Origin of the sequence: Paenibacillus sp. FSL W8-0439, assembly GCF_038008995.1 — a bacterium.
In the GTDB taxonomy this organism is placed as follows: domain Bacteria; phylum Bacillota; class Bacilli; order Paenibacillales; family Paenibacillaceae; genus Paenibacillus; species Paenibacillus polymyxa.
Map to the genome: position 1 here is coordinate 442,868 of NZ_JBBPAK010000001.1, position 24,367 is coordinate 467,234.

20 protein-coding genes and 1 riboswitch are annotated in these 24,367 nt (G+C 46.7%); of the genes, 8 read left to right on the top strand and 12 right to left on the bottom strand.

Annotated features, from left to right (window positions below):
* The first annotated feature begins 12 nt into the window (after positions 1-12).
* The 4 genes from opp4B to MKX36_RS01970 are packed head-to-tail and all read left to right on the top strand — an operon-like array spanning position 13 to position 4,784.
* Positions 13-981: an oligopeptide ABC transporter permease gene (gene opp4B, locus MKX36_RS01955; RefSeq protein ID WP_340864120.1), complete on the top strand. Its 969-nt coding sequence runs from the start codon at positions 13-15 to the stop codon at positions 979-981.
* Positions 982-1,018: 37 nt separating this feature from the next.
* Positions 1,019-1,918 carry an ABC transporter permease gene (locus MKX36_RS01960; protein WP_017427176.1) on the top strand — a complete coding sequence of 300 codons (900 nt, stop codon included), beginning with the start codon at positions 1,019-1,021 and terminating at the stop codon, positions 1,916-1,918.
* 43 nt (positions 1,919-1,961) lie between these two features.
* The gene (gene opp4A, locus MKX36_RS01965; protein WP_340864121.1) at positions 1,962-3,782 is read left to right on the top strand and encodes an oligopeptide ABC transporter substrate-binding protein; all 1,821 of its coding nucleotides are present in this window, start codon (positions 1,962-1,964) and stop codon (positions 3,780-3,782) included.
* Positions 3,783-3,824: 42 nt separating this feature from the next.
* Positions 3,825-4,784: a LysR family transcriptional regulator gene (locus MKX36_RS01970; RefSeq protein WP_340864122.1), complete on the top strand. Its 960-nt coding sequence runs from the start codon at positions 3,825-3,827 to the stop codon at positions 4,782-4,784.
* Positions 4,785-4,811: 27 nt separating this feature from the next.
* Here the strand turns inward: MKX36_RS01970 and MKX36_RS01975 are convergent, their stop codons facing one another.
* The 4 genes from MKX36_RS01975 to MKX36_RS01990 all read right to left on the bottom strand — a co-directional run bounded on the left by MKX36_RS01975 (position 4,812) and on the right by MKX36_RS01990 (position 7,818).
* Positions 4,812-5,462 (bottom strand): amino acid ABC transporter permease, encoded by a 651-nt coding sequence (locus MKX36_RS01975; protein ID WP_019685912.1) that lies wholly within the window; start codon positions 5,460-5,462, stop codon positions 4,812-4,814.
* Between the two features lie 14 nt (positions 5,463-5,476).
* The gene (locus tag MKX36_RS01980; protein WP_016818860.1) at positions 5,477-6,136 is read right to left on the bottom strand and encodes an amino acid ABC transporter permease; all 660 of its coding nucleotides are present in this window, start codon (positions 6,134-6,136) and stop codon (positions 5,477-5,479) included.
* A gap of 71 nt (positions 6,137-6,207) precedes the next feature.
* Entirely contained in the window at positions 6,208-7,038 is an 831-nt protein-coding gene (locus MKX36_RS01985) for a transporter substrate-binding domain-containing protein (RefSeq protein WP_016818859.1), read from the bottom strand.
* Between the two features lie 42 nt (positions 7,039-7,080).
* Positions 7,081-7,818, bottom strand: coding sequence for an amino acid ABC transporter ATP-binding protein (locus MKX36_RS01990; protein WP_017427181.1), 738 nt, complete (start codon positions 7,816-7,818; stop codon positions 7,081-7,083).
* Positions 7,819-8,144: 326 nt separating this feature from the next.
* Here MKX36_RS01990 and MKX36_RS01995 point away from each other — a divergent pair, with 326 nt between their 5' ends.
* The gene (locus tag MKX36_RS01995) at positions 8,145-8,612 is read left to right on the top strand and encodes a cupin domain-containing protein (RefSeq protein WP_016818857.1); all 468 of its coding nucleotides are present in this window, start codon (positions 8,145-8,147) and stop codon (positions 8,610-8,612) included.
* 89 nt (positions 8,613-8,701) lie between these two features.
* Here the strand turns inward: MKX36_RS01995 and MKX36_RS02000 are convergent, their stop codons facing one another.
* The 3 genes from MKX36_RS02000 to MKX36_RS02010 form a co-directional block, all read right to left on the bottom strand.
* On the bottom strand, positions 8,702-9,367 hold the full coding sequence (locus MKX36_RS02000) for a class D sortase (RefSeq protein ID WP_090891396.1): 666 nt from the start codon (positions 9,365-9,367) through the stop codon (positions 8,702-8,704).
* Between the two features lie 111 nt (positions 9,368-9,478).
* Complete coding sequence (locus MKX36_RS02005) at positions 9,479-13,027, bottom strand: collagen binding domain-containing protein (RefSeq protein ID WP_340864123.1); 3,549 nt, start codon at positions 13,025-13,027, stop codon at positions 9,479-9,481.
* Between the two features lie 235 nt (positions 13,028-13,262).
* A riboswitch (cyclic di-GMP riboswitch) is annotated at positions 13,263-13,343 on the bottom strand.
* Positions 13,344-13,393: 50 nt separating this feature from the next.
* Positions 13,394-14,275 (bottom strand): AraC family transcriptional regulator, encoded by an 882-nt coding sequence (locus MKX36_RS02010; protein ID WP_090891393.1) that lies wholly within the window; start codon positions 14,273-14,275, stop codon positions 13,394-13,396.
* Between the two features lie 632 nt (positions 14,276-14,907).
* Here MKX36_RS02010 and MKX36_RS02015 point away from each other — a divergent pair.
* Together MKX36_RS02015 and MKX36_RS02020 are read left to right on the top strand one after the other, a co-directional pair.
* Positions 14,908-16,164 (top strand): DUF445 domain-containing protein, encoded by a 1,257-nt coding sequence (locus MKX36_RS02015; RefSeq protein ID WP_016818853.1) that lies wholly within the window; start codon positions 14,908-14,910, stop codon positions 16,162-16,164.
* Positions 16,165-16,197: 33 nt separating this feature from the next.
* Positions 16,198-16,578: a TIGR02328 family protein gene (locus MKX36_RS02020; protein WP_016818852.1), complete on the top strand. Its 381-nt coding sequence runs from the start codon at positions 16,198-16,200 to the stop codon at positions 16,576-16,578.
* A 99-nt stretch (positions 16,579-16,677) separates the two neighbouring features.
* Here the strand turns inward: MKX36_RS02020 and MKX36_RS02025 are convergent, their stop codons facing one another.
* Positions 16,678-17,352: an NAD(P)H-dependent oxidoreductase gene (locus tag MKX36_RS02025; protein WP_102997665.1), complete on the bottom strand. Its 675-nt coding sequence runs from the start codon at positions 17,350-17,352 to the stop codon at positions 16,678-16,680.
* A 184-nt stretch (positions 17,353-17,536) separates the two neighbouring features.
* Here MKX36_RS02025 and MKX36_RS02030 point away from each other — a divergent pair, with 184 nt between their 5' ends.
* Positions 17,537-17,947 carry a winged helix-turn-helix transcriptional regulator gene (locus MKX36_RS02030; RefSeq protein ID WP_016818850.1) on the top strand — a complete coding sequence of 137 codons (411 nt, stop codon included), beginning with the start codon at positions 17,537-17,539 and terminating at the stop codon, positions 17,945-17,947.
* Between the two features lie 69 nt (positions 17,948-18,016).
* Here MKX36_RS02030 and MKX36_RS02035 read toward each other — a convergent pair whose 3' ends face one another.
* From MKX36_RS02035 to MKX36_RS02050, 4 genes are all read right to left on the bottom strand, one after another.
* Positions 18,017-19,264: a stalk domain-containing protein gene (locus tag MKX36_RS02035; RefSeq protein WP_340864124.1), complete on the bottom strand. Its 1,248-nt coding sequence runs from the start codon at positions 19,262-19,264 to the stop codon at positions 18,017-18,019.
* Between the two features lie 246 nt (positions 19,265-19,510).
* Complete coding sequence (locus MKX36_RS02040; protein WP_016818848.1) at positions 19,511-20,260, bottom strand: YcnI family copper-binding membrane protein; 750 nt, start codon at positions 20,258-20,260, stop codon at positions 19,511-19,513.
* 31 nt (positions 20,261-20,291) lie between these two features.
* Positions 20,292-22,010: a copper resistance CopC/CopD family protein gene (locus tag MKX36_RS02045; protein ID WP_340864125.1), complete on the bottom strand. Its 1,719-nt coding sequence runs from the start codon at positions 22,008-22,010 to the stop codon at positions 20,292-20,294.
* A gap of 254 nt (positions 22,011-22,264) precedes the next feature.
* Positions 22,265-24,115 carry a bifunctional diguanylate cyclase/phosphohydrolase gene (locus MKX36_RS02050; RefSeq protein WP_039268785.1) on the bottom strand — a complete coding sequence of 617 codons (1,851 nt, stop codon included), beginning with the start codon at positions 24,113-24,115 and terminating at the stop codon, positions 22,265-22,267.
* Between the last annotated feature and the right edge of the window lie 252 nt (positions 24,116-24,367).

Below are 24,367 nucleotides of genomic sequence, written 5' to 3' on the forward strand. Positions count from 1 at the left end.
GAGGTACAGAATATGTGGAAATTTACAATGCGCCGGCTGCTGGTTATGATCCCTCAACTTTTTGCACTGAGTGTGCTTATATTTTTCCTAGCTAAGGCTATGCCAGGGGATGCCCTGACAGGGCTCATCACTTCAACACCCAATCTGAATCCGGCTGCACTGGAAGAACAGCGGCAAAAACTGGGACTCAATGACCCGGTGTGGGTGCAATATGGGAACTGGCTTGTCCAGCTTGCTCATGGGGATCTGGGCAAATCTTATGTACATAAAATTAGCGTTACCGATTTGATTGGCAGTCGTTTGGGGAACACGTTCTTTCTGGGTGTAGTGATTCTGGTTCTGACGTATCTGATCGCCATTCCGCTGGGAGTACTAAGTGGTCGGTATCAGCATAGTCTGCTGGATAAAACCGTGGTGGGGTATACCTATCTCAGCTTTGCAACACCTCTGTTTATACTCGCGTTGCTGCTGCTGTACGTGTTTGGATTCAGACTTGGCTGGTTTCCAACCAGCGGCAGTGTGGATGTAGGAATGGAGCCGGGGACATGGTCGTATTACGTGAATAAGTCGTATCATCTCATACTACCGGCGGTTACAGGCGCATTGCTCAGTACGACGGCTACCATTCAGTATTTGCGCAATGAGGTCATTGACACACGTCTGAAGGATTTTGTGAAAACAGCACGTTCCAAGGGGGTACCCGAAGGAAAGATCTATTCCCGTCATATTTTCAAGAACTCTTTATTACCCATTGCTGCTTTTTTGGGCTACGACCTGACGGGTGTGATTGCCGGCAACATTTTCCTGGAATCTATTTTTGGTTATCCGGGATTGGGCCAGTTGTTTCTTCAGTCTATCACCCAACGGGACTTTTCAGTCGTGAACGCGCTGGTCATGATCTCCGGCTTCTTGGCACTATTAGGAACCCTTTTATCTGATGTCATCCTGAGCAAGGTCGATCCACGCATTCGAATTGAATAGCGAACAAGTCTAGAGAAAAGGAGGGGTTATGGTGTCTATGCAGGTGGAGGAGGTCTTCTCGCCGGAAATCATTCGTAAATCACCATCCAGTTGGTCTGTACTGCGTCGTGAGCTGGTACGTGACAAAATGGCCTTGATTTCCATTGGATTTGTGGCTCTGTTCTTGATTTTTATATATGCCTCTGTCCTGTTTGTCAATCAGGATGTAGTCACGACGGTCGATTTGGGCGCGATCCGCGAAGCTCCCGGCTCAGTGCACTGGCTGGGTACGGACCGAGCGGGCAGGGATATATTCGGCCAGCTGGTCATTGGGGCCCGCAATTCCTTTACCATTGGCTTTACGATTACTTTGTTATCCGCCGCCATTGGCTTGACGCTGGGCTTACTGGCTGGGTTTTATGGAGGAATGGTCGATAACATCATCATGCGAATCATTGATTTTATTCTGGTGCTTCCATTCTTGATGCTGGTTATCGTATTTGTCAGCATTGTGCCCAAAAGTGGCATAGGGTCCTTTATTTTCATTATGACCGCCTTTTTGTGGATTGGAAAAGCGCGCCTGATCCGGGCCAAGGTACTATCGGAGCGGGAGCTGGACTACGTGCAGGCTTCCAAAACCCTTGGCACACCCAATTGGAAGATCATCTGGTTGGGTGTGCTGCCCAATCTCAGCTCTGTTGTGATTGTTAATCTAACGCTCAGTCTTGCAGGAAATATCGGGATTGAGACCGGGCTTTCCTATCTCGGCTTTGGCTTGCCAGAATCAACTCCAAGCTTGGGTACACTAGTGAGTTATGCCAATGACCCGGATGTATTGCAGAACAGCTGGTGGATGTGGTTGCCTGCCTCACTGCTTATATTAGTGCTGATGCTGGCGATTAATTTTATCGGTCAGGCGCTCAAACGTGCCACGGATGCCAGACAACGATTGGGTTAAACCGAAGTTCAAGGATAAGGACAACGACAAGGAGGGGTTTACAATGATTAAAAGCTGGAAAAAAGGAATTTTGCCTGTTCTATCTGCCATTTTGGTGCTTTCTTTGGTCGCATGCAGCGGCTCGCCTTCCACTTCGAGTGGAGCAAAATCGTCTGACGGTACAGGTGGGTCAGGGTCCGACAACAAGCAGGTGAATACGACTGCGCTGGCAAAGGCGGTCAAGAACGATAAACCCCCGATTAAGGGCGGCATCATCAATTATGCACTCGTGTCCGACACCCCTTTTGAAGGTATTCTAAATCCTGTATTTTATGATGGAAATCCGGATTTTGAAGTCTTCCAGTTTTTCTACCCTTCCATGTTTTCGATTGATTCCAATCTGAATATTGACGATAAAGGAGCGGCGACGATTTCCTTTTCCGCAGACAATAAGGCGGTGACTGTCAAAATTGATCCCAAACTGAACTGGACAGATGGTAATCCCGTAACGGCAGAGGATTATGCCTTTTCCTATGAAGTGATCGGTAACAAAGACTACGAAGGTCCGCGTTATGATAGTTTTATGACCAACATTGTAGGGATGGAAGATTATCACGCCGGCAAGGCCAAAACCATTTCTGGCATCAAGGTGCTGAATGAGAAAGAGGTTACCATTCATTTTAAGGAACCTAATCCTTCGGTAAAGTCGGGACTCTGGTCCACACCACTGGAGAAAAAGGTATTCCAGAAAATTCCTGTGAAGGACATGGCCGGATCTGATCCTGTCCGTAAACATCCGATTGGCTATGGGCCATTCAAAATTAAATCTATGGTCACAGGTGAATCTGTAGAATTCGTCAAAAATGAAGATTATTTCCGCGGTGCGCCCAAGTTGGATGGCCTTCATCTGAAGGTGGTGAATCCGAATGTCATTACCGAGGCGTTGAAAAGTGGAGAAATCGACTGGGCCAGCTATCCGACCACCCGTTACAATGAGGCCAGTAATCCGAAAAATGTACAGTTTCTCGGTCAGGAGGAATTGTCTTATAGCTATGTAGGCTTTAAGCTGGGCAAATTCGATCAGGCCAAGAGTCTGAATATCATGGACCCGAACGCCAAGCTGGCGAACAAGTCATTGCGTCAGGCCCTTGGCTACGCGCTGAATAATGAGCAGGTTGGCAAGCAGCTCTATCATGGGCTTCGGACTCCTGCGACATCCCTGATCCCGCCCGCCTTCAAGGGATACCATGATGTGAATGCGAAGGGCATTGCGTATGATCCAGACAAGGCGAAAAAGCTGCTGGACGAGGCAGGATATGTGGATACCAATGGAGATGGATACCGTGAGGACCCTAAAGGTAAGGAACTGGTGCTCCATTATGCAGCAATGAGCGGGGATGCGACAGCTGAATCGCTGGCGAAGTTTTATTTGCAAAATTGGAAGGATGTCGGGCTTCATGTCGAGCTGGTGGACGGTCGTCTGCTTGAGTTCAATTCTTTCTATGACCGTGTGCAGAAGGATGACCCTGGCATTGATATTTTTGGCGGCGCATGGAGTACGGGTACAGATGTAGACCCTAGTGGGCTGTATGGACGCGGAGCCAGCTTTAACTACTCGCGCTTTACCAGTGAAGAGAATGATAAGCTGTTGCAGGAAGGGGTGTCTGTGAAAGCCTTTGACGACAATTATCGTAAAGATATATACAACCAGTGGCAGGCGTATATGAGCGAGGAGGCGCCCATTGTACCGACGTTATTCCGTTATTCGCTGGAGGCAGTGAATAATCGGGTAGCCAATTACGATATTACCCGTGGTAAGGAGTACGATGCAGACGCGTTTGCGAATATTACGTTGACTTCGGAAAAAGCAGAAGTAGGTCAATAATCTAAAAAAAGCGCAATAACCTGCGAAGAAGCGCGAACCGGAATGATCCGATCTCGCGCTTCTTTTGACCTGTTCATGCAAACATTCTTGGATTTTCGAAGGGAGAGAAGGAAGACGGAAATACGTCAGCTTCAATACTTCATAGCCGTATGCGAGGAACTGCATTTTACGAAGGCTTCGGAAAAGATCGGTATCTCTCAACCCACACTTAGCTTACAAATTAAGGCGCTGGAGGAGGAACTGGGCATGACGCTCTTTGACCGCGCAGGCAAGAAAATTAAAATGACAGATGCCGGTAAACTGCTGCTACAACACAGTGCCCATGCGCTCAAGGGATTACAGCAAGCAAAGGCATCCATTGAGGAGCTGCGTACCGAGCAACGCGGAAGTTTACGGATTGGTATCGCATTACCTGAGCTGGAGGAACCTTTGCAAAAGATGCTTGCCCATTTTCATCGGTCATTTCCTAAAATCAGCTTGCACATCTGCCCATTCTTTGATGTAACAGAACAGCTGCTGGATAACCGTGTGGATGTTGGCATCACCCTACACTCGGGTACAGATGAAAGGCTTGTCCGGCTTCCTCTTCGCACAGAGAACTACTGTCTTATTGTCCCGGTAAACCATGCATTTTCCAACCGTTCTTCCATTATGCTGGACGAATTGAGGCATGTCCCCTGGGCGATGCAGCCAGAATGCCATCCCGGCAGGAAGCTGATTGAGAAATGCTTTCGTGATCGCGGGTATCCCTTTGCAACCGTCTTGGAAACCAATTCTATAGCTTCAATCCTGCGCTGGGTGCAGGAGGGACTTGCCGTAACCTTACAGACGAAGTCCCTTGCAGCCGAACTGGATCGTTCGCATTTTTGCACGGTGCCTATTTTGCGTGGTGCGCCTCAAGGTCAGCTAGAGTTGATTTATCGAGCTGACCGTTACCAGGGAGAAGCAGCGAAACGATTGATAGATAAGATACAAGCTGTGCTGACAGAGCGCTCCAACTAATGGCAACCGTGATGAGTATCACAAGCCTTAATGTGTACGAACCTCCAACCTGCGTGCAATCAGTGACATACTGTAATTAACGGCAAAGTACAGGAAAGCAGCGAACAGCAGAGCTGGAATGACAAAGGATTGATTTTGCCCACCGACGATCTGAATGTTATGCGTCAGCTCCGGCAAACTGATAATGACAGCCAGTGACGTATCCTTAAATAGGGAAATGAACTGGCTGACAATCGGGGGCACCATGCGACGAAGCGCTTGGGGCAGAATGATATGCCATAAGGTTTGAGAATAGCTTAGACCGGAGGAACGTGCGGCTTCCACCTGTCCTTTATGGACCGAATTCAGACCACTGCGCACAATCTCGGCGATCATGGCTCCCTCGAAGATTGACAGTCCTGTAATGGCTGCCCACTTGAGGGAAATTGAAAATCCGATGGATGGCAAAACCATGCCGATGAAGAAAATAATGAGCAATAAGGGCAGATTGCGAATCAGATCAATGATAAAGGCTGCAACCTGTGAGAGCACAGGTAAGCGGGTATAGCGCAGAATGCCGAATACGATACCAAGAGCGAAGCTGAATATGATAGAGTAAATGGCAACTTCCAGCGTGAGCAGGAAGCCCTCCAGTATAAAACGCACATTAGGCCATACAAACAATCCGCTGAAATCCATACGGGCTTCCCTCCTTAGGATGTTTTGGACAGGCGTCGCTCCATATAGAGTACAAGAAAGCTGAGCGGAACCGTCAATATAAGATACAGCAGTGCCGTGATCGCATAGACTGTGATGGGCAGGAAGGTATCCGAGTTAATGAGATCCGAGTAATACATGAGATCCAGTCCGGCCACAATGGCCAGCACGGAAGAGTTTTTGACCAGATTGATGAATTGGTTGCCGATTGCAGGCAGTACAATTTTGATGGCTTGCGGTAAAATAATGCTGATCATCGTCTGGTTGTAATTCAACCCGGAGGATCTTGCCGCTTCAAATTGTCCTTTGGGTACAGATTGAATGCCGGCACGTATAGCTTCTGCAATGAAAGAGGCTGTGTACACAGTCAATCCAAGCGTTCCAGATACAAAGCCATCCAAGGGGATGCCCAAAGTGGGAAGACCGAGATAAAAAAACAGTACGACAATCAGCAATGGAATATTGCGGATGACCTCTACATAGACAGTACCGATCCAGTTTAGCCATTTAAAAGGCGCAATTCGGAAGATGGCAATGATAGCGCCCAGAATAAAGCTTCCGATCAAGGCAATAACACTAGCTTGAACGGTATGAAGCAAGCCCTCTCTAAAACGGTCGCCATGATCGAGAAGTACGTTGATATCAAAAGTAAGCATCTACGGGTATACCTCCTTATCCAGAGCTAAGAAAGGAAGGAGCACGCAATCGCGGCTCCTTCACAAGATCATTATTCGGGTTTAACCCCAAGCCATTGCTCATGCAGCTTATCGTATTCACCATTGCTTTTCAGTTCCTTGATCGTATCATTAATGGCTTGCAGCAGTTCGGTTTGTCCCTTCTTCACTGCGATACCGTAAGGTTCCTCTGTGAAGTTCCCGCCTACTAGGGTATAATTCGGATCTTGCTGCTGCATGCCAAGCAGAATAGAGTTATCGGTCGTCAGCGCTTGCCCTTTACCTGCCTTGAGGGCGTTGAAGGCATCCTGATAGTTTTCAAACTCTAAAATCGTTGCTTTGGGCGCTTTTTCGCGGATATTTTTTGCGGAGGTAGAGCCTTTAACAGCGAGTACCTTGGTATCGGGAGTCAGGGACTCCAGACCTGTGATCGGGCTTCCCTTTTTCACAAGCAGGGATTGCCCTGCATTAAAGTAGACATCGCTGAAATCGACCTGTTTTTTGCGTTCATCCGAAATGGTCATCGTGGCGATAATAGCGTCGATGTCCCCATTTTGCAGTAAGGTGATTCGTGTTTTGGACGTGACTTCCTTGAGCTCAAGCTTGGTTTCATCACCAAAAATATGCTTGGCTACAGCCTTGGCGATGTCGATATCAAAGCCCTCGACCTTCCCGCTAGCCGGGTCTTTTAGTCCGAACAACTTGGTATCGTACTTCACCCCAATGACCAGCTTGCCACGCTGTTTGATGGCTTCCAGCCCGTTGGAAGCTGCTGCCTCATTTCCTGACGTTGTTGCTTCTTGCTTGCCTCCACAGCCTGCCAAGACGAGCAGACAGGATAATGCAACCAGCACCAAAGTACTCCACTGAAATCTTTTTCTCATCAAGATGATCCCCTTTCGATTTTTATTCCATTAATAGTCTGTTTAATGATGAATCAGACGGCTCAGGAACAGGCGAGCCCGTTCTTCACCCGGATTCTGAAAAAACTCAGCAGGTTGGCTATCTTCCAGGATCTGTCCTTTGTCCATAAAAATCACGCGGTCTGCCACTTCACGGGCAAAGCCCATTTCATGAGTGACGATGACCATCGTGATGCCCTGATGGGCAAGCGAGCGCATGACATCCAGCACCTCTCCGATGGTTTCGGGGTCCAGGGCTGAAGTAGGCTCGTCAAACAGCATAATTTTCGGATTCATCGCGAGTCCACGGGCGATCGCCACCCGCTGCTGCTGTCCACCGGACAATTGGGCGGGGTAGCTCTGTGCCTTTTCCTCGATTCCGACACGCTTCAGATAGGTGAGGGCTGTTTGAATAGCTTCTTCTTTCGGGATGCCCAGTACCTTCATCGGTGCCAGTACAATGTTCTCAATCACCTTTTTGTGGGGATACAGATTGAAATGTTGGAATACCATCCCGATATTGCGACGGAAGGCATTAATATCAATCTTTTTGTCATGCACAGGGACATCGTTAACGATTAGCTCCCCATCGGATATCGTTTCCAGACGATTGATGCAGCGAAGCAGGGTGCTTTTACCTGAGCCGGAGGGACCGATGATGACAACGACCTCGCCCTCCTTAATCTGAAGATTGATGTCTTTAAGTACATGAAAGTGACCATAATGCTTGTTGACATTGCGAAAATGGATCAGAGAGCTCACCCCTTTTTTGACTTGAATACATCGCTTAGTAGACGACTGACATGATTAAGCTCTATTAGAATTTCAAAATTTCTCTCATGATACTATAAGCTTACAATAAAAAACAAGATTTTATGTCAATAAACTTTACGTGAAATATGTTTTGAATGTATTTTTACTAGTTTAATGTTATTTATATGATGAAAATGAGTATGTATCCACAATTTAATGTCATTAAATTTGACATAGTTTATTGATCTTCGACATGCAGAGGGAGAAACGTGACAAAAGCAGCGCTATGTTTTACAGTAGGGGAGAAGGAATTTAGGGTAAAGGAAGGATAGACAATGACGAAAGCTATTTCACCGCTAGTCACGGCATTGGGCATGGAGCCCCATCCAGAAGGCGGCTGGTACAAAGAGATGTGGAAGGCCAATTTTCAAATTCCGAAGCCTGTACTGCCGGATGTGTATTCCGGTCCGCGCTTTGCAGCTTCGTCTACGTATTTCTTGCTGCATCCGGGTGAGTTCTCCGAGTGGCATGTGGTCCATTCTGATGAGCTGTGGCTATACCATAGCGGAAGTCCTATAGAGCTAAAATTGGGTGGAAGCGGAGAAGAACCTGGCGAAGAAACGGTAATTATCGTTGGTGCAGATGTGGAGGCAGGACAACATCCACAAGCACTCGTACCAGGAACAGTATGGCAAACGGCACGTCCGCTGGGGGATGAGCCTGTGCTGGTAACCTGTGTTGTTGCACCAGGATTCCACTTTGATGATTTTAAGCTGATTGCCAAGAATTCAACTGAAGCATGATGTGAACTATGGCGGGTGTATTTCTGTAAACGAGCAGGAATAGCCCGCCTGATTTATTTTATCCATAGGAATGGGCGATTTAGCTAGGTTTAGGTGCTTAGCTTGGCTTGAACAATGAGACGATGGGTGGGATTCACGAGAGGGTCGCATGTAATTAGCGTGAGCAGCTTATGGTTTTTGAAGCTTTTCAGAACAGACACGTCCATTGGATCGACTACCTTTATGCTGTAAACTTTATACATATACTGGCTACCTTGAGCGTTAACAACAATTTTATCTCCAATCTTCAGTTCATGAAGACGATTAAATAAACGTCCGGGAGTACGGGCTCGATGAGCAGCAATAGCAGCATTCCCCACTTGTCCCAGCTTTCCCGTTTCCGGCATATGTACTGCCGCATATTTCATGTTTTTCCTCGTTGCGCCTTCCAACACAGGGAGCTTTAAAGCAATACGACTTATGCTAATAGTGGCTATAGGAGTTTGTTCATTAACGCTGGCATTGGGAGCGGGGGATGGAAAGGTATGTTGCCGTGCCTCACTAACCGGAGCTTCCGCAACCCGAGTGGGCAGGTGAGCATAGCTGTCTGCAAGACTAGAAGGCAATACCGAATTGCTTTTTTCTAGAGATAACTCCGCTGCTTGTAACAGCTTGTGTTGTTCTCGATCCTCATTCCATTCGGTCGCTTTAGGAAACAAAATAAAGAGTAAGCCCAACCCAATAAACAGATAGGAAAGTTTACGCAGATTCAGCAATCTCATCTCCCCTAAGCAATGTACGGATGATACATACTTTGAAAAAAATGCCCCATTTCCGTCTCATTCCACTCGGGAATGAGACGGAAGATCAGGGCAGGTAGATTGCATTTATTTTTTGTTTGTTCGTCTAAATTTCAAAAATACGCCGCATATAATCATGGCAATGCCTGCCAAATAAAACGGAACGGGGCTACTTTCACCTGTTTGGGGCAACTGATGCACTGCAGGTGGCTCCTCCGGCTCTTTCTCCGGATCATGGAGACGGATTTTAGGTTTGGGCTCGTCGTTCGGCTCCACTGGAGGAGACGGATCTTGATGAGGCATGACGGCTGGTGGTTCAGGCAGTGCTTTGGGTTCCTCCCGGGCTGCTGGTGGCGGTGTGGGTGCGGGTTCCTTCTGTGGAGGGACAATGCCTTCCGGAGGCCTTGGCAGTGACGGAGGAACGGTTATAGATGGTGTCACGGGCACCTCGGGATCTTTATCATGTTTTTTTCCGGAGCCTCCCGCTGGGGGAGACGGCTCTGGGTGGGTAGGTGTGCCCGGGTCTACAGGTGTTTCGGGTTCGTTTTTCTTTTCTTTACGATTGGTGATCACAACCTTCTTTATGCCAGAGCTTTGTTGGAGTGCTGCGTCTATTCTGATCTCAAGTTTACCCTCTGTTATTTCATACCCCTCCGGTGCTGCCAATTCTTCCAAAATGTAATCGTCATGAAGCAAGGAGGAAAAGATGATTTTGCCTTCCGCATTGGTCGTTTGTATAAGCGGTGCTCTTTTTTGTCCCTTATCATAGAGCGCAAACCGGGCGCCAGGCAGCACCCTGTTGGGAGCATCGTGATCTACCTTGGTCAGCTCAAGGGTTTCGGTTACGCCCCCACCAGAACCGGAGCCGGAAGACGTTCGTACGATGATTTCCTGACTGGTTTCCCGCAATTCTGTCGTCAAACGATCTCCTGCAAAAGCAACCTTGTTGCTCACCTTAGCTTTATCCTCAGCATGAATGAACGATTGATATTCAAGAATAAAAGCAGTGGAAATATCCTTGGCAAAAGTAAGCTCAAAAGTTTGCTGGCCCTGAGTGTCTGTCTTGATGTGAAGCCAGTAATCTTGGTTTTTGATTAATTCGGTACCCTTGGTGGTATTTCCATTGGCAGCCATGATTGTAGAGTATAAATGGAAGGAATCTTCAATTAAGATTTGGTTGCTGCTAGGCTGATCGACTATTTTAGCGTTGGACACATGTGATTGTCCTTCATTGATACGAATGCTCCAGTCGATCTTATTTCCATTTTGTGCGCCGGCCTTAGACACATATTCCCCGCCATGAGGTACCGTAACTTGGGCTGTCCAATCGGAGACGGTTTTTTGTCCATCCAGTAGAAGAGCGCGATTATGAATTTCCTTTTCAATCAATTCTCCTTCCAATGAAGTTTGAAAGGTAATCCAGTACGGAGTCTGTATCGGCTTCTTGAACTGGATACGCAATTCATTACTATTTTGTTTAGTGGGAGGAATAATTGTATATTGATCTGCCGGGATTTCAGCCCCTTTTTGTACGCCATCCCACCATCCCAGCAAGGTCATATCGTATACTTTTACGGAGCCAGGCAGTAACCTCTGACCTTGCAATAAGACATCTCTCACTTCCGCATGATTCAGGATCTTGCGATTATAGTTGGCTTTAATATCCCAGGTAATGAGTTTGGAGCTCGCATCATAGCTTCCTTGCTTGGCCCCGTTCCGTTGTGTCATAAAGTCCGGCCAGATCGGGCATTCCACCTCATGCGATGATGTTTCACCATTTTCATATTGATAATCTATAAAGGATTTGTTGCGAAATTCGGGCTTCGTCGTATCTGTTTTCCAATCATTGTTGTAGAGAGTTGAATATTTGATCGTATAAGCTTTCTGAATCGTTTTATGAAAAATAAGTGTAAACCCTTGTTTATAGTCCGCTGATCGTGGAACTAGCTCATAATCCATGGGTGCGAGTAGTTCCGTTGTACCGTCAACACTTTGAATTTTCAGGGTGTCGGGCAACAAGGTGAGGCCCCCATTAGGGAACACATCCTTAATGACAATATTTTTCATGGTGTATGAGTCTGTATTAATGGTGATCACCCAAGGTATGACTTTCGTGTTGTAATTGGGCGTGTCATACATTTTAGTCATAACTCCGCTTGTGATTTCCGTCGATATGATCTTCTGGGTTCCATCTGTGGTGATGATGTTTGTAATTTTTTCATCTTCATAGACGCGGCCTCTAGCCTGGGTCTGATATCGGATGGTATAGGCTGAATCTACGTCGAAGTTGAATTGAAGTTTGAAGCCGTTACGGTCGGGATAGTCAACCGGGATGACGGTGTACGCCCACGATGGAAGCTCCTCCAGTGTATTTCCCTTAAATACTTTCAAAGAACCGGGCAGCAATTTTTGAGTTTTGTTGAAATGATCAATTAAAAGGGCTTTGGCTTCGGGGATTTTTGTCTCGCCAAAGTTATATCTTATGGCCCACGAGAGTGTTTGTGTGGCATGATCATACTTTTCAACTTTTTTGGACAAAAATTCACCACGCTCCACCTGAACTGTAGCGGTGGCAGCAACGTTATCTATCGCATCTCCTGAAAGCGTCGCTGTGTTGGAAAAGCGAGTTTCGTTGCCAGTAATGCGGGTGGAGTATTGGATCTGATAGGCAGTGCTAATGCTAGCATCTTGAAAACGAATTGCAAATCCGGTCCCGGCTTGATCCGATTCAATGGCGTATTTACTCGCATTCACTAGGTCTTTGACAACGGTCGTGCCATCGATATTGACTTGCAGATGATAGAGTCGGATAGAGCCTCTCACGAGTTCCAGTCCTGAAGGAGTTGGATCGGTAATGAGGGCGTGTTTAACGGTGTTTAGCTGTTTGTTCACATCAATGGCCCAGTCGATCTGGTGGGTGCCATTTATTTTTCCTTGCTTGCTTAAGGTTGGCCCTGACTGGGGTTTCACATTTACGATGACCGTTTGAACCCCGCCTTTAATTGGAATCGCAATGATGACTTCTGTGCTGCCTTTCACCGTTTCTTTTGTGAATTCGGTTTTAATTTGCAGTTTGCCGCTGACATGGGAATGGTTCTCTACATATTGGTTAAAGGTCATGATGACCTTACCCTGACGATCTACTGTAAAGAACCCCACGGTCCCGTCTGTAGTCACTAGCGGAGATGAGATATCAGTGTAGATGACAAACTGTTCTGGTAAGTGAAAGGTGAAGGTATCCCCTGCTTTATAAGTATCGTCAGGAAGCTCCCATTCATAGCCAAGTTGGATGGCTGATCCAATGTCGAACGTACTACCTGGATTATATACCGCATCAATGACACGTCCGGCTTCGTCCGTTAGACTCAACTTCGTTAGTATACTCTGGGGAGCTGCTTCCTTTTGAGACTTTGAATGAGCTGCTCCTTGCACGGAAGGGACAGTGTTTGGCGGAACCTCCTTAGGGGGTTCAGGGTTTGGGACCGCATATACAGCATCCGTAACGGTTGTAGGATCGGATACAGCACTGTGCGGCAGTTCAGGGGCAGGAGGATCTGCGTAAGCCAGTGTGGTGCTGAAAAAGCTTTGGACAATGAGCAATAAGGCAATAATCATGACATTTATTTTGGTTCCCATGCTCCAAGTGATTCTCCTATTCATCGTAATATGGCAAGCTCCGGCGGTTATGTTGTGTTATATTGTTTTCCTTCCCTCCTCCTAGTTCGAAATTAGTATATTCAGCATGCTAGGTTGACATGACTACCCCAACAGAAAAAAACCTTGATCATAGTGATCAAGGTTTTTTCTTCGAGAGAGGTATAGCAATTTTGTGATGGAGCTATGTAAAAAGGCATAATAAAAAGCTCGTTCACCTGGTAACTGGCTGCCATCCGAGTAGGAAGGCCCTATAGTTTTGCGTCACTGTCTTTCGACAGCTTTGCCATTAGCTTGAATAGCTTGTTCGTCTATCGTCTATCAAACGGAGTACATGAGACCTCCTATTTACAGTTTGGAGCGGTTTCCCCATTTTTTACGGAAGGAATGAGGTGTTTCCCCTACATGTTCCTTGAATAGGTTGATAAAATGGCTTGTATTGGGAATCCCAACGTACCTTGCGATATCCACAATGGATATGTCACTGGTTTTAAGCCATCCCTGAGCGGCTGTGATCCGGACATTAATGAGATAATCAATTGGAGAAAATCCAATCTGTTTTTTGAAATTTTTAGCAAGATTAAATTTGTTTAGGTTGAACATGTCTGCCAGTGAGTCTAGCGTAATTCGTTCACAATAGGACTGGTCCAAGTACTGCTGCACCCGACGTACTTCGCTGAGCGTTCCAGCATTTACATGCCGCTGATCATAAGGATGCTGCAAAATGTACGTCAGTATCTCACCAATGAGTCTGGACGTTAGCAGCTCGCCGGAAAGGCTCCGATCAGACTGTCCGCAGATTAGAGCATGCAGCTTGTCCAATATAATAGACGGATTGTGCACGGATATTACCGGTTTATTATGCTTGGCAAATTGTTCGTAAAAATGCTCGATCAGGTTGCCGTACAGGTATAAGCTGATAAACTTCCAGGCTTCATCACCGGAGGTGCTGTATTGTACATATTCCTCGCAATTAACAAAAAACAAATCATGAGGCTTTAAAATATATTTCTTGTCCTGGTACAGTAACTCTCCCTTACCAGACAGCGTAAAAACAAGCAAAAAGGAGGTGAGTTCTTTCCTTTCTATTGTAAAATCAGAGGTTTTTTGGAAATATCCTAATTCCTGAATATATAAAAGGGATTGCTTGGCAAAAGCGGAGGGGGTGCGCACAATTACGACAGGTTCGCCGTTCCAGAGGCCCTCGATGTTTTTTTGGTCTGTTGTCATATTCAATTCCTTTACAAAAAAGCAATTTTATCTAGCTTATCTTGGTTTGTTTTACCAATATATAATGGCTGATTAAACATGATTTACTATTTAATAAAAGTTTATTTTATCACATTAAATATGTCTAATATCAAAATTTGCACTTTATAACATTAAATATGTCTATATATCAAATTAAGTGTGTTAGTTTTATTGAAGCCTCGCTTCTTATGGATATTCAACTTGGTCATCCGTATAAAAGGTCGAATATTGTTGAAAGAATTCTGAGGTCATCATGGATTCAAATCCTTTCTGGGGTCAAATATAGGATAGTGTTGAAAAAAATATCTTACATGCCCATTCAACTTTTCCATTCACTTCTCCTTTCGGTTTAAGAAATTTAGGACTTGGTTCTGATAAAATGGTTCGTAAGGCTTATTATTGAAAATGAGATTTTGGACCCAGTGTTGTGATTTGGTTCACGAACATGAATGTAAAAAAGAGAGATATATGCATAAAAAATTACGCAAAAAATGTCCTTATGTGTTGAATTATAAGTGCTCTCAACTTTGGAAATTACACAGGCAATGATATGATGGGTAATACATGTATAGTAGCTTAACTTATCGATAGTCAGTTTGGAGGATTACAGAATGGAAAAACCCAAAAATACGAAAACCGCAGCGGCTTGGTCGCTCGTTATTCTAGGGGCAGGCTTTGCAGCCACCGTGCCCTTCCAGCAATATGGCTGGGCTCGATTGTTAGCCGGAGCCTTTGAGGCAGGACTTGTAGGGGGACTGGCAGACTGGTTCGCTGTCACAGCATTGTTCCGTCATCCGCTAGGCATCCCGATACCACATACGGCGCTTCTCCCCAAAAATAGGGACAAGCTCACGAATGCATTGGTGAATACGGTGGAAAATAACTTGCTGAACAAAGACAGCATTGCTTCTAAAATCGCGGACATTCGTTTGGCGGAGCTGATGCTGGGCGGTGTGGAAAAAGGATTGCGTACACCAGAAGCAGCAGCATCGATAGATGTGCTCGCCAAGCGGCTCGTCCAGTCGCTCCCGCTCGCGGAATTGGCTCCGATTATCGTGGCTGAGATCAAGCGACAGGTGACGGACATCGATGCCGGACCACTACTGGAGGCGCTTGCCCGCCAATCCAGTGAGAAGGGCTATGATATTCGCGCACTGGATTACACGCTGGAGCAGGCGGAATCCTGGCTTTTGCGACCGGAAACAGGCTATACACTTGGCACCTTAGGGATGCAGGCTGTCAGTGGTTTGCAGGTGAGCGGGCTGATGCAATTTGCCTTGAACGCCTTCCTCGGCTATCTGAACGAAGAGCGCATGGGTGAAATGATTCGTCATTTCCTGCTGGATCAGGTAGCAGAGCTGCAAAGGGAAGAGCATCCGCGCCGTCTGGCAGTGATCGACGGTCTGAGAACACAGGTGACCCGATTGGCAACGAAGGATACGGTTCAGGAAGGGCTGAACGGCTGGAAGGATAGCCTGATTGAAGCTTGGGAAGGCGAAGCGTCCGTGCTCGGTAAAATGGAAGAGCTTCGTACCCGCTTATTGAACTATATGGAAGACGAAGACTATGTGCCGACCTACATTTTACCGTTACTGGATCGGATGCTGGCTGATTTAAGAGGGAATACCGAATTGCTGGACAAAATTAATGCACGAATCGTGGAAGGAATTACTAGTCTCGTGGAAGCCAATCATAGCCGGATTGGTAACCTGGTGCGCGAAAATGTAGACAAAATGGACAACAAATCCCTGATTGCACTGATGGAGGACAAACTGGGACAGGATTTGCAGTGGATACGTATTAACGGCGCAGTAACAGGCTTCCTGATCGGTATTGTACTGACAGGTATCCGTATGCTAATCCAATAATACAGAAAAAGCTACAGATAAGGTTGTGGAAGCATGAGGCTTTGGCATGAACAATTGATTGGCAAGCTCCCCCGTCCCCAACTGTTGGGACAACATCGTGAGTGTTGTGCCCTGCGGGGGAACGGGTGGGGAAAGCCACACGCCACAGTGAATTATGTGTTCGACTATCACCCCATGCTGCTGGTACGCTATCATAAGCTCATTATGGACGAAATGAAAAGCAGAGGATACAATGTTGATCCACTATGGGAACAGCCATTGTATCGTGGTAAGCAGTGTGAACCTTGGGAAGCGGAGCTAGGCGAGGAACTGGCAGGCGCGGACGCATATGTGGAGCATGATGACGAATATATGAAGGAGTGCCTGGATAACCTGGCTTCCAAAGGAATTTTAATAGAGATTGAAGTGATCTAAAAAAGCGGGCTGCGGTGTGTTCATCATTCAGATGGAGCGCCGCAAGCCCGCTTTTTAGATGCTTTAATGTCCTAGGTTTGGAAGGGTATGAGTCGCAGGCTACAGAACCCAGCGTGTGACCTTCTCCAGTGGTTGTCTGGATTTTTCCCGCTTGGGTTCATGAGCACGATAACCGAAGGCAGCGATGACTGAAATATCCAGCAGCCCGTCCTCCAGCAGGCCTTCTTCCTCCAAAATGGCATGCACCTGATCATAGTTAAAGCCTTCAATCGGGCAGGAATCAATGCCGATCTGAGCTGCCGCTGTCATCATATTACCTAAGGCAATATAAGTTTGCTTGGAGGCCCAGTCGAATAACGTGCGTTCGTTTTCCAGCAGGCGTTGGTTTTCACCTTGGAAAATCTTATAGCGGCCTGGTAGGGAGGCAAAGTCTTCGTCAGACATACCCTTCACCTCTTTATACATGTACTCCACGTAAGGTGAATCATAACGGACATCCTTACGTGCCAAAATCAAAATGACATGGCTGGCCGCTGGGATCTGCTTTTGACCACCACTGGAAACCGCAGCCAGTTTTTCTCTCAATGCCTGATTTTGTACGACTACAAACTGCCAAGGTTCAAATCCTACGGAGCTTGGGGAAAGTCGTCCAGTTTCGAGAATGAATTGAAAATCCTCCTCCGGTATGATGCGATTAGGGTCGAATTCTTTCGTGGCATGTCTGAATAGAAAGGCATCCAGAATTTCCTGTTTTTTAGCTGATGTATTGGACATGAAATGTACTCCTTTAGATTTGAGTTTAGTTGGTGCTCCATTGGTTTTCTGCTACTATAATGAGAGTTGATATCGAATATATAGTCATCATATAGAAAGTTTTTTGCGGGAACAAGTACGCACATATTTGTACCTTGTAGGTCTGGGGCTATTAGTCTACAACCTGTAGAAAGAAGGGGAATACATGGCACAGGAGATGGAACATACAGTTAGCGTTAATTTTGGGTGTCCTGTCGCGACAACTGTTGGGATTATAGGCGGCAAATGGAAGGGGGTCATCTTGTATCATTTGACCACAGGACCACGGCGCTATAATGAAATTCGACGGACCCTCCCTAATATTACACAGCGGATGCTAACCTTGCAGTTGCGCGAATTGGAGCGTGATGGCATTGTGCACCGTGAAATTTATAACGAGAACCCACCGCGTGTGGAGTACTCGCTTACCCCGTTGGGAGATACGTTAAGACCGTTGCTGGATTTTATGAGAGACTGGGGTGTCTTCTACGGAGAACAGGGTTGCGAGCCTGTGGCGACAACTTCCAAGTCAGGCAAGCATTTTGCTAAAATAGACATGAAAAAAGCCCACCGATGATTTCATAGCAGACGCATGAGAATCATTAGCGGGCGGAATAAGAACGGGATATCTTTATAAAATATAATCTTATTTAAACTCGATGGCTTCGTTCATCTGTGCCCAGGCTGTTTCTCCGATGATGCCCAGACGCCAGATAGCGATTCCTTTGAGGTCATAACGTTTGGCTAAACCGATCTTGGCGTTAACGGTGCTGTCTTTTTCGCTACCCATTGAGATTCCCAAAATGAGCTTATCCCGCGAGGTTTCCTTCAACGCCAGTTTTATGGCTTCGTCCACTTTATCCAATGGCTCAGGCGTAGATTTTTGTCCGTAATCATAGGCCATAATGATCAGATCGTCCGCCAGATTACCCAGCGTCTTGTAATCATAACCAGTGTAAGAGCTATTCAGCGGATGCAGAACGACGGTGAGCTTGAGTCCCGCTTGATGCGCTTTGGCCGATAACTTTTTAATAAAAGCGTTGTAATCAGAACGAGCTTTGGCCTTATCACCGCTCCAGCCTAACCCTTCGAGATCTAACGTAATGCCCTTGAACTGCTTATCGGTGGCAGTGCTGACGATTTGGGAAATGGTCTGTTCTTGAAGCTGCGTATTTTCCAAAACCTTGGTTAGCTCATGATTACCGTCTACAGAATAAACCATCAGATAAGGGGAAGTTCCCTGGCTATCTGCTTCCTGTAGAATAGACTCGGGCGTTACAGATCCAGCGGCTTGAGGCCATTTATATTCTTTGCCGGTCGTCGTGAACTGTCCGTTTGTATCAATTCGGCTCCAGCCGAAGGCAACGGCATTAAAATTCGGTATTTTGGATTTTTGGTCAAAGGAAGACAGCGCATAGAAGCCTACAGTATACATAGCTTCACGTGGCGATGTAATAGAGACCGTCCGTGTTCCCTGATTCCAGTTCACTGTGGCTCCAAACTCTTGCCCGAAAAAGCCCAGCGGAATCATCGTGCTGCCGCGCACGGTTTGCGGTGCGGCTGTGAGTTGAACCGTTTGCCCGTCTACTGTGGCATTGCGGCTCCCCATTTTGAGAACTACCTGCTTGGTTGCACTGCCTTGCGTTTTGGTAGCGGTGATGCTTTGGCTGGCTTGATCCCATTTCACTGTAATGCCCAGAGCCTCAGAAATAGCGCGAAAGGGAACCATCGTCGTGCCGTCCATCATGGCAGGCTGTACAGGGAACGGCAATGGATATCCGTCCAGCATGATGCTGATCTTACCCGCATCCGCTTGTGCCATAGGGCTATAGATGCCCGCTGCGGTACTCAGAAGGATAACGCTAGATAACAGAGCCTTATTTACGATTTTCATCCTATGATCTCCTATGCTCAATAGATTGCAATGCTATCATGTTAGAATCGTGAGGTATCTACCATTTTACCAAAAAAATGATAGATAGGTGAATGTGAAATGATAGGATGAGATAAATCTGAGGATATATTTAGGCTGAATAGTATACGAAAACATTGTTATTTCTCATATAAAAAAGCTGACACCTTTTAAAACGGTGTCAGCTTTTTCTTTTTAAAACAGTCTTATATTTTATTGTAACCCAGATTACTTGCGGCGTTTGAGTGCAATGCCGACAGCTACGGCACCAAGAACGACTGCAATGATCGAGAGGACAAGTGCTGTGGTTTGTGTAGCAGAGCTGGCTGGAGCAGAAGCAGCAGGGGCAGCCTCAGCAGCATTGTCCGAGGTAGGTGCGGTGCTGCTGCTATCTTTAGCCGTATCTGTGCTTGCATGACCCTCTGCGGTGCCTGCCGAATCATGTCCGCTGTCTGCGGCAGGAGCAGGAGTTTCCGGTGTGGCATCCGCCGTGATTGTAGTAATGGAATGAGGATTGTTACTTCCTTCATCGCCTGTCCATTCCACAATACTTCCGTCACTGTAATATTGGAAGGCGTCCCAGGCTGCTGCAGTATTCTGATCTGCATTTTGTGCTACAAAGCTGAACCGTTGGTACTGACCCGCTTGGATTCCGTCTTTTTCGGACGTCCAGGTGACGGTAGTTATTTTGCCAGAGCTGTCTTTTTCGGTGGCTACCTTCCATTCCGGTACAGGCTCGTATTGTTTGAAAACGACCTCTTTGGGAATTTTCAAGGCCACTTTAGTGGTTGGAATGTTTTTTTCCACAGGCACTTTCAACGTGTACGTTTCCCACGCATTAGGTTGTGAAACGGAAGGCTTAACCGTCACATGCGCACTGGCCATACCTGCAAAAAGCAAGGCACCAGCCGCAATTAAACCCATGGAAGTTGCTAACCTGGACAACCTGGATTTTGCTGTTTGAATCGTTGTATTCATATTTATTTCGCTCCTTTTAAGAATAAAATAATTATTTTTTACCGTCTACTTGCAGAGTGAATTCAGCATCAACCGCATCGAGTGATGCTGTCAGAGCATGTACTTTTACCGCCCATGTTCCTTCGGAGGTTATCAATTCCTGACTGCGGAAAGGCTGTTGCTGCTTCACGGGCAAGACAAATTCCTGTTGATCTTGGTCAGGATTAGCTGGGATAAGCGTTAATGTGACCTGCTGGATTCCTGAAACGGCAGCCCCCTTGCTATCCTGAACGGATACCTTAAATTCATTGCTGCCCACAGCATTAGGGCTGACTGCCAGTGTAACGCTGTATTCGCCAGTAGTGCGAGTCTCCTCAAACGGTACAGCAGGTGCCTGGCCAGGTGACAGGTGAGTGAGCACCGCTGCCAGTAGCATCACGAGCAGACCGACGGACAGCTCGGCACGCAATCCTCCGGCGGCTCGCTTGCTCGCCGCCGCTTGCCGAGCGCTGCGAAACTGGCTGGCTGCGAAGACCAGCATCACTAGCAGTAGCGCTGCTTTACCAAGCAGAACGAGTCCATAGGATGTGTTCAGCAGCATGGAGGGAGCTGGAATGTACAGCACCGCTCCATAGATACCAGTGGCGAGTAGCGCCGCCACCATAGCCATGCCCCAGCCAGCGAAGCGGCGCAGGACCGTTTGTCGCAGAGTTGCCTGCACGGATACAGGGAGCTCCAATCCGGCAACAGGCAGGCACACCACCATGACGGCAAGTGATCCGATCCAAAAAGCTGACGCTGCAAGATGGACGAAATCTGCCACAATGGCTGGAGCCGGGTGGGTGGCTGCTGCCGGATGCCCGACAAAGGCCTTGGACAGCATGAGGCTCAGCGTGAGTAAAACGGAGCTGTAGCCCCAAACACGGCGCTGGCGATCAGAAATGCTGGGATCGATCGCATAAATTAGCGTTACGCTTAGAAGCAGCACGAGAATCATCTGGATAAACCAGATTTGCCCTGCTCCCGTAAATTGAAGAGCTTCTCCCAGAATAGGGAGTGAGAAGCCCTCCCCGATGGAAACTCCGGCATCCCAAGACGCCTGAAGCGGTAGGCTAATTAAAATGACAGCAGACGTTATGCCGTAGCCGCTCCAGAGCAGCTTAGTCCAACGGGGTAATGTGTCAGAGGGTCGATGACTAAGCGTCTGCTGTTCACTGCGATTCTTGGATCGGTTTATGCTCGGTAAGAGGAACAGTCGGAAACAAATCGCTCCAAACAGCAGCGATAACCCTATGTAAAGGAGCCAACGGACAGCAATTAAGTCGATTCGTGATGTCCCAGAGCTTTCAGAAGGGGTAGCTTGATCGGTATACGCATTGGAACCGCTACCTACTTGAAATGGAATCACTCCATTGACTGGGTGTCCATCTGCGGACAAAGCTCTCCAAGTGATGGTGTAAATTCCATTCTTCACCCCTGGAATCAATTGGATCTCCATGGTGGATTGGTGCTCTGGATTGAGCTGTGCTTTTCCTGTGTCGACCCGCTTGCCTGTTTCATCAGTCACTTTGATGGACATGAAGGCAGACTGCAAATCTTCGTTGAAAGTGATAGTCACCTGAGAAGGGGACTTGTCCAAAACCTGATTTTCGGTCGGGCTGGATTCAACGACAAATGCATGAGCCCACGATGAGTGAGGAAACAGGAACAGAAGAGGGAGACACAGCAATAAAAGACAAGCCACACGGGCTGGTCTGGACAGGTACAACATGCCTGTGAAGTCACCTTCTCTCGATTACTTGAAGCGAGGATATCCTCATTTGTAGCATTTTATACGGACAAACCAATTCCTATCTTAATCATAGTGCATATAGCGTGAATAGATGGAGCGAATTATGACATTTATATGAAATTTGAAATAATGAGTATGATGCAAAATGCCGCTCTTATGAAAAGTCCCTACTGTGAAAGAAATCGCCTGGATTTCTTTCACAGTAGGGATAAAGTGGAATAGTGTATGAGACATTAGATGCCTGCTTCTATAGACTGCGTGAAAGCAGGTTGCTTATGTTGAATATATTGGATAAAAATAGCCGTTAGATCGGGATCGAATTGGCTCCCCGAACAAGTACGCAATTCTTCGATGGCCTCCTCGAATGTTTTGGTCGGTTGATAGGGACGTTCTGTTGTCATCGCGTCAAAAGAGTCGATGATCGTCAGCATCCGACACAGCCTTGGGATTTGCTCGCCCTTAAAGCCAAACGGATAGCCTCCCCCGTCATAACGTTCATGATGCAGCTCCACAAAAGGAACTAAATCTATGAATCGTTCATTGGCTTCGACAATACGTTTGCCCCACATGACATGAGCTTGTACCATCCGCCATTCCTCGCTAGACAGCTTCTCTTTTTTATTAAGAATATTCCAGGGTATTTCCAGTTTGCCAATGTCGTGAATGAGGGCTCCCAGTAAAAAACGTCGCTTATCCTTCGGACCGAGCTGAAGCACATCGCTCATGTCCGCTGCATATCTGAATACCCGTTTGGAATGCTTGAAGGTGTTAATATCCTTGTACAAGAATAGATTAAGCTGCTGCTCCAGATCACGAATATCCTGTCCGAGATCGACCTCGCGTTCCACTTCATTTAGACTGCCGTGTGTATGAACGATATTTTTGCCCTGTTTCTTGGCATAGTACAGTGCTTTATCCGCTAGATCGACCAGCTGTGATTTGTCGTAGATGTCAATGCGGCTTTGTGCAATGCCTGCGGAGAAGGACAGACACCCGTGTGGGAAAATTTCAACTCCCTCGTAACGGGAATCATTCAGTTTTTTTCGGATAGCATTGACCTTTTCATAAGCTTGTTCAGCAGTATGATCGGGCATAAGCAAAGTGAATTCTTCTCCACCATAGCGGGATACGGTAATATGAGTACCGAACGTTTCCTTTTTGAGAAACTCACCGAGAAACCCCAGTAGCTGATCGCCCTTGAGATGACCGAAGTGATCATTGTATTTTTTGAAATCATCAATATCAATCAGCGCCAGACTTAGGGGAGTATTCTGCGATCTGGATGTATTTAGTTCAGCTTCAAGTGTATTTTCAAAGTAGCTGTGATTGTACAGCCCTGTTCTGCGATCCGTGTTGGCTTTTTCTTCAATCTCACGATACATCGTGAACATTTGCTTGAACGCGTGGGATAAGAGCATGCTTAGCCCCAAGAACAGCAAAAGTCCTAAAATGCCGTTGTAATAAATCAGCGTGGTCAAGACCAAAGACAGGATGAGTGTACATAAGTATACAAGCAGGGATTCTGCCAAAAAAGCCTGTTTGAGCTCATTGAACGACCCTTTATATGCGATATAGAAGTAGATGCCCAAGGTGATTGTGTTTACCGTAAAGTAGCAGATCAATGCGAGCAGGTAGGAAGCAAAATGGTCCTCGTTCAAGGCTCCCTGCGTTCCGCCGCTTAGTTCGAACACGGTTGACGACAGGAAAATGGAAAGTGCGTAAATGGAAAAATTGACGGCATGTTTCCACCAGGACAGTTCTGTATGCCGAAACGCAGCAATGATCACATTGAACAGCAAAATCAAAATGGCAATTTCAGTGCCATGCACAAAAATACAAGCGAGGTACACGGAGGAATCCATGGACTGCTTGTTACTGGCTGGTGGCAACTGGAATGTAAAATGCTCCAGAATCAGAACTGCTCCCAACAGGGAATAGATCGTGACCCACTCTGTCGTCGAATAGTGCAAAAAGGACCAATGGTTCGTATACAAGAGAACGATCAGGCCTACCATACACATGAAAAATACGTATATTCCCGTCGTGGTAACCCGTTCTTGCAGCTTTTTTAATATACTCATCATTTTTTCTCCTGCCTTGTCGTATCTTGATGTCAAAGCTACCAGGGGTGAATGGGATAATTTACAATTTTGTAATCGAAAATTTCACATGAAAAAACAGGCCGGAATCCAGCCTGTTTTGTTGAGCCTGTGCTTCCTTTTTTTCTTTATCGGTGACTAGCCTCCAATTTTGTAACCGGAAGTCAAAGCGATTACGACAGAAGCAACGATAATAGCATTGATAATCACACGGGAGTATTTCAAGTTTTTCATACG

What these genes read in the sequence shown, in the direction of transcription:
- MKX36_RS02045 (WP_340864125.1), bottom strand. Translation starts at nt 22,010, where the DNA reads ATGTTGTACCTGTCCAGACCAGCCCGTGTGGCTTGTCTTTTATTGCTG.
- MKX36_RS02015 (WP_016818853.1), top strand. Translation starts at nt 14,908, where the DNA reads ATGGAAAAACCCAAAAATACGAAAACCGCAGCGGCTTGGTCGCTCGTT.
- MKX36_RS02050 (WP_039268785.1), bottom strand. Translation starts at nt 24,115, where the DNA reads ATGATGAGTATATTAAAAAAGCTGCAAGAACGGGTTACCACGACGGGA.
- MKX36_RS01960 (WP_017427176.1), top strand. Translation starts at nt 1,019, where the DNA reads ATGCAGGTGGAGGAGGTCTTCTCGCCGGAAATCATTCGTAAATCACCA.
- MKX36_RS01985 (WP_016818859.1), bottom strand. Translation starts at nt 7,038, where the DNA reads ATGAGAAAAAGATTTCAGTGGAGTACTTTGGTGCTGGTTGCATTATCC.
- opp4A (WP_340864121.1), top strand. Translation starts at nt 1,962, where the DNA reads ATGATTAAAAGCTGGAAAAAAGGAATTTTGCCTGTTCTATCTGCCATT.
- MKX36_RS01970 (WP_340864122.1), top strand. Translation starts at nt 3,825, where the DNA reads ATGATCCGATCTCGCGCTTCTTTTGACCTGTTCATGCAAACATTCTTG.
- MKX36_RS02005 (WP_340864123.1), bottom strand. Translation starts at nt 13,027, where the DNA reads ATGGGAACCAAAATAAATGTCATGATTATTGCCTTATTGCTCATTGTC.
- MKX36_RS02040 (WP_016818848.1), bottom strand. Translation starts at nt 20,260, where the DNA reads ATGAATACAACGATTCAAACAGCAAAATCCAGGTTGTCCAGGTTAGCA.
- MKX36_RS02035 (WP_340864124.1), bottom strand. Translation starts at nt 19,264, where the DNA reads ATGAAAATCGTAAATAAGGCTCTGTTATCTAGCGTTATCCTTCTGAGT.
- MKX36_RS02010 (WP_090891393.1), bottom strand. Translation starts at nt 14,275, where the DNA reads ATGACAACAGACCAAAAAAACATCGAGGGCCTCTGGAACGGCGAACCT.
- MKX36_RS01995 (WP_016818857.1), top strand. Translation starts at nt 8,145, where the DNA reads ATGACGAAAGCTATTTCACCGCTAGTCACGGCATTGGGCATGGAGCCC.
- MKX36_RS01980 (WP_016818860.1), bottom strand. Translation starts at nt 6,136, where the DNA reads ATGCTTACTTTTGATATCAACGTACTTCTCGATCATGGCGACCGTTTT.
- MKX36_RS02025 (WP_102997665.1), bottom strand. Translation starts at nt 17,352, where the DNA reads ATGTCCAATACATCAGCTAAAAAACAGGAAATTCTGGATGCCTTTCTA.
- MKX36_RS01975 (WP_019685912.1), bottom strand. Translation starts at nt 5,462, where the DNA reads ATGGATTTCAGCGGATTGTTTGTATGGCCTAATGTGCGTTTTATACTG.
- MKX36_RS02020 (WP_016818852.1), top strand. Translation starts at nt 16,198, where the DNA reads ATGAGGCTTTGGCATGAACAATTGATTGGCAAGCTCCCCCGTCCCCAA.
- MKX36_RS02030 (WP_016818850.1), top strand. Translation starts at nt 17,537, where the DNA reads ATGGCACAGGAGATGGAACATACAGTTAGCGTTAATTTTGGGTGTCCT.
- opp4B (WP_340864120.1), top strand. Translation starts at nt 13, where the DNA reads ATGTGGAAATTTACAATGCGCCGGCTGCTGGTTATGATCCCTCAACTT.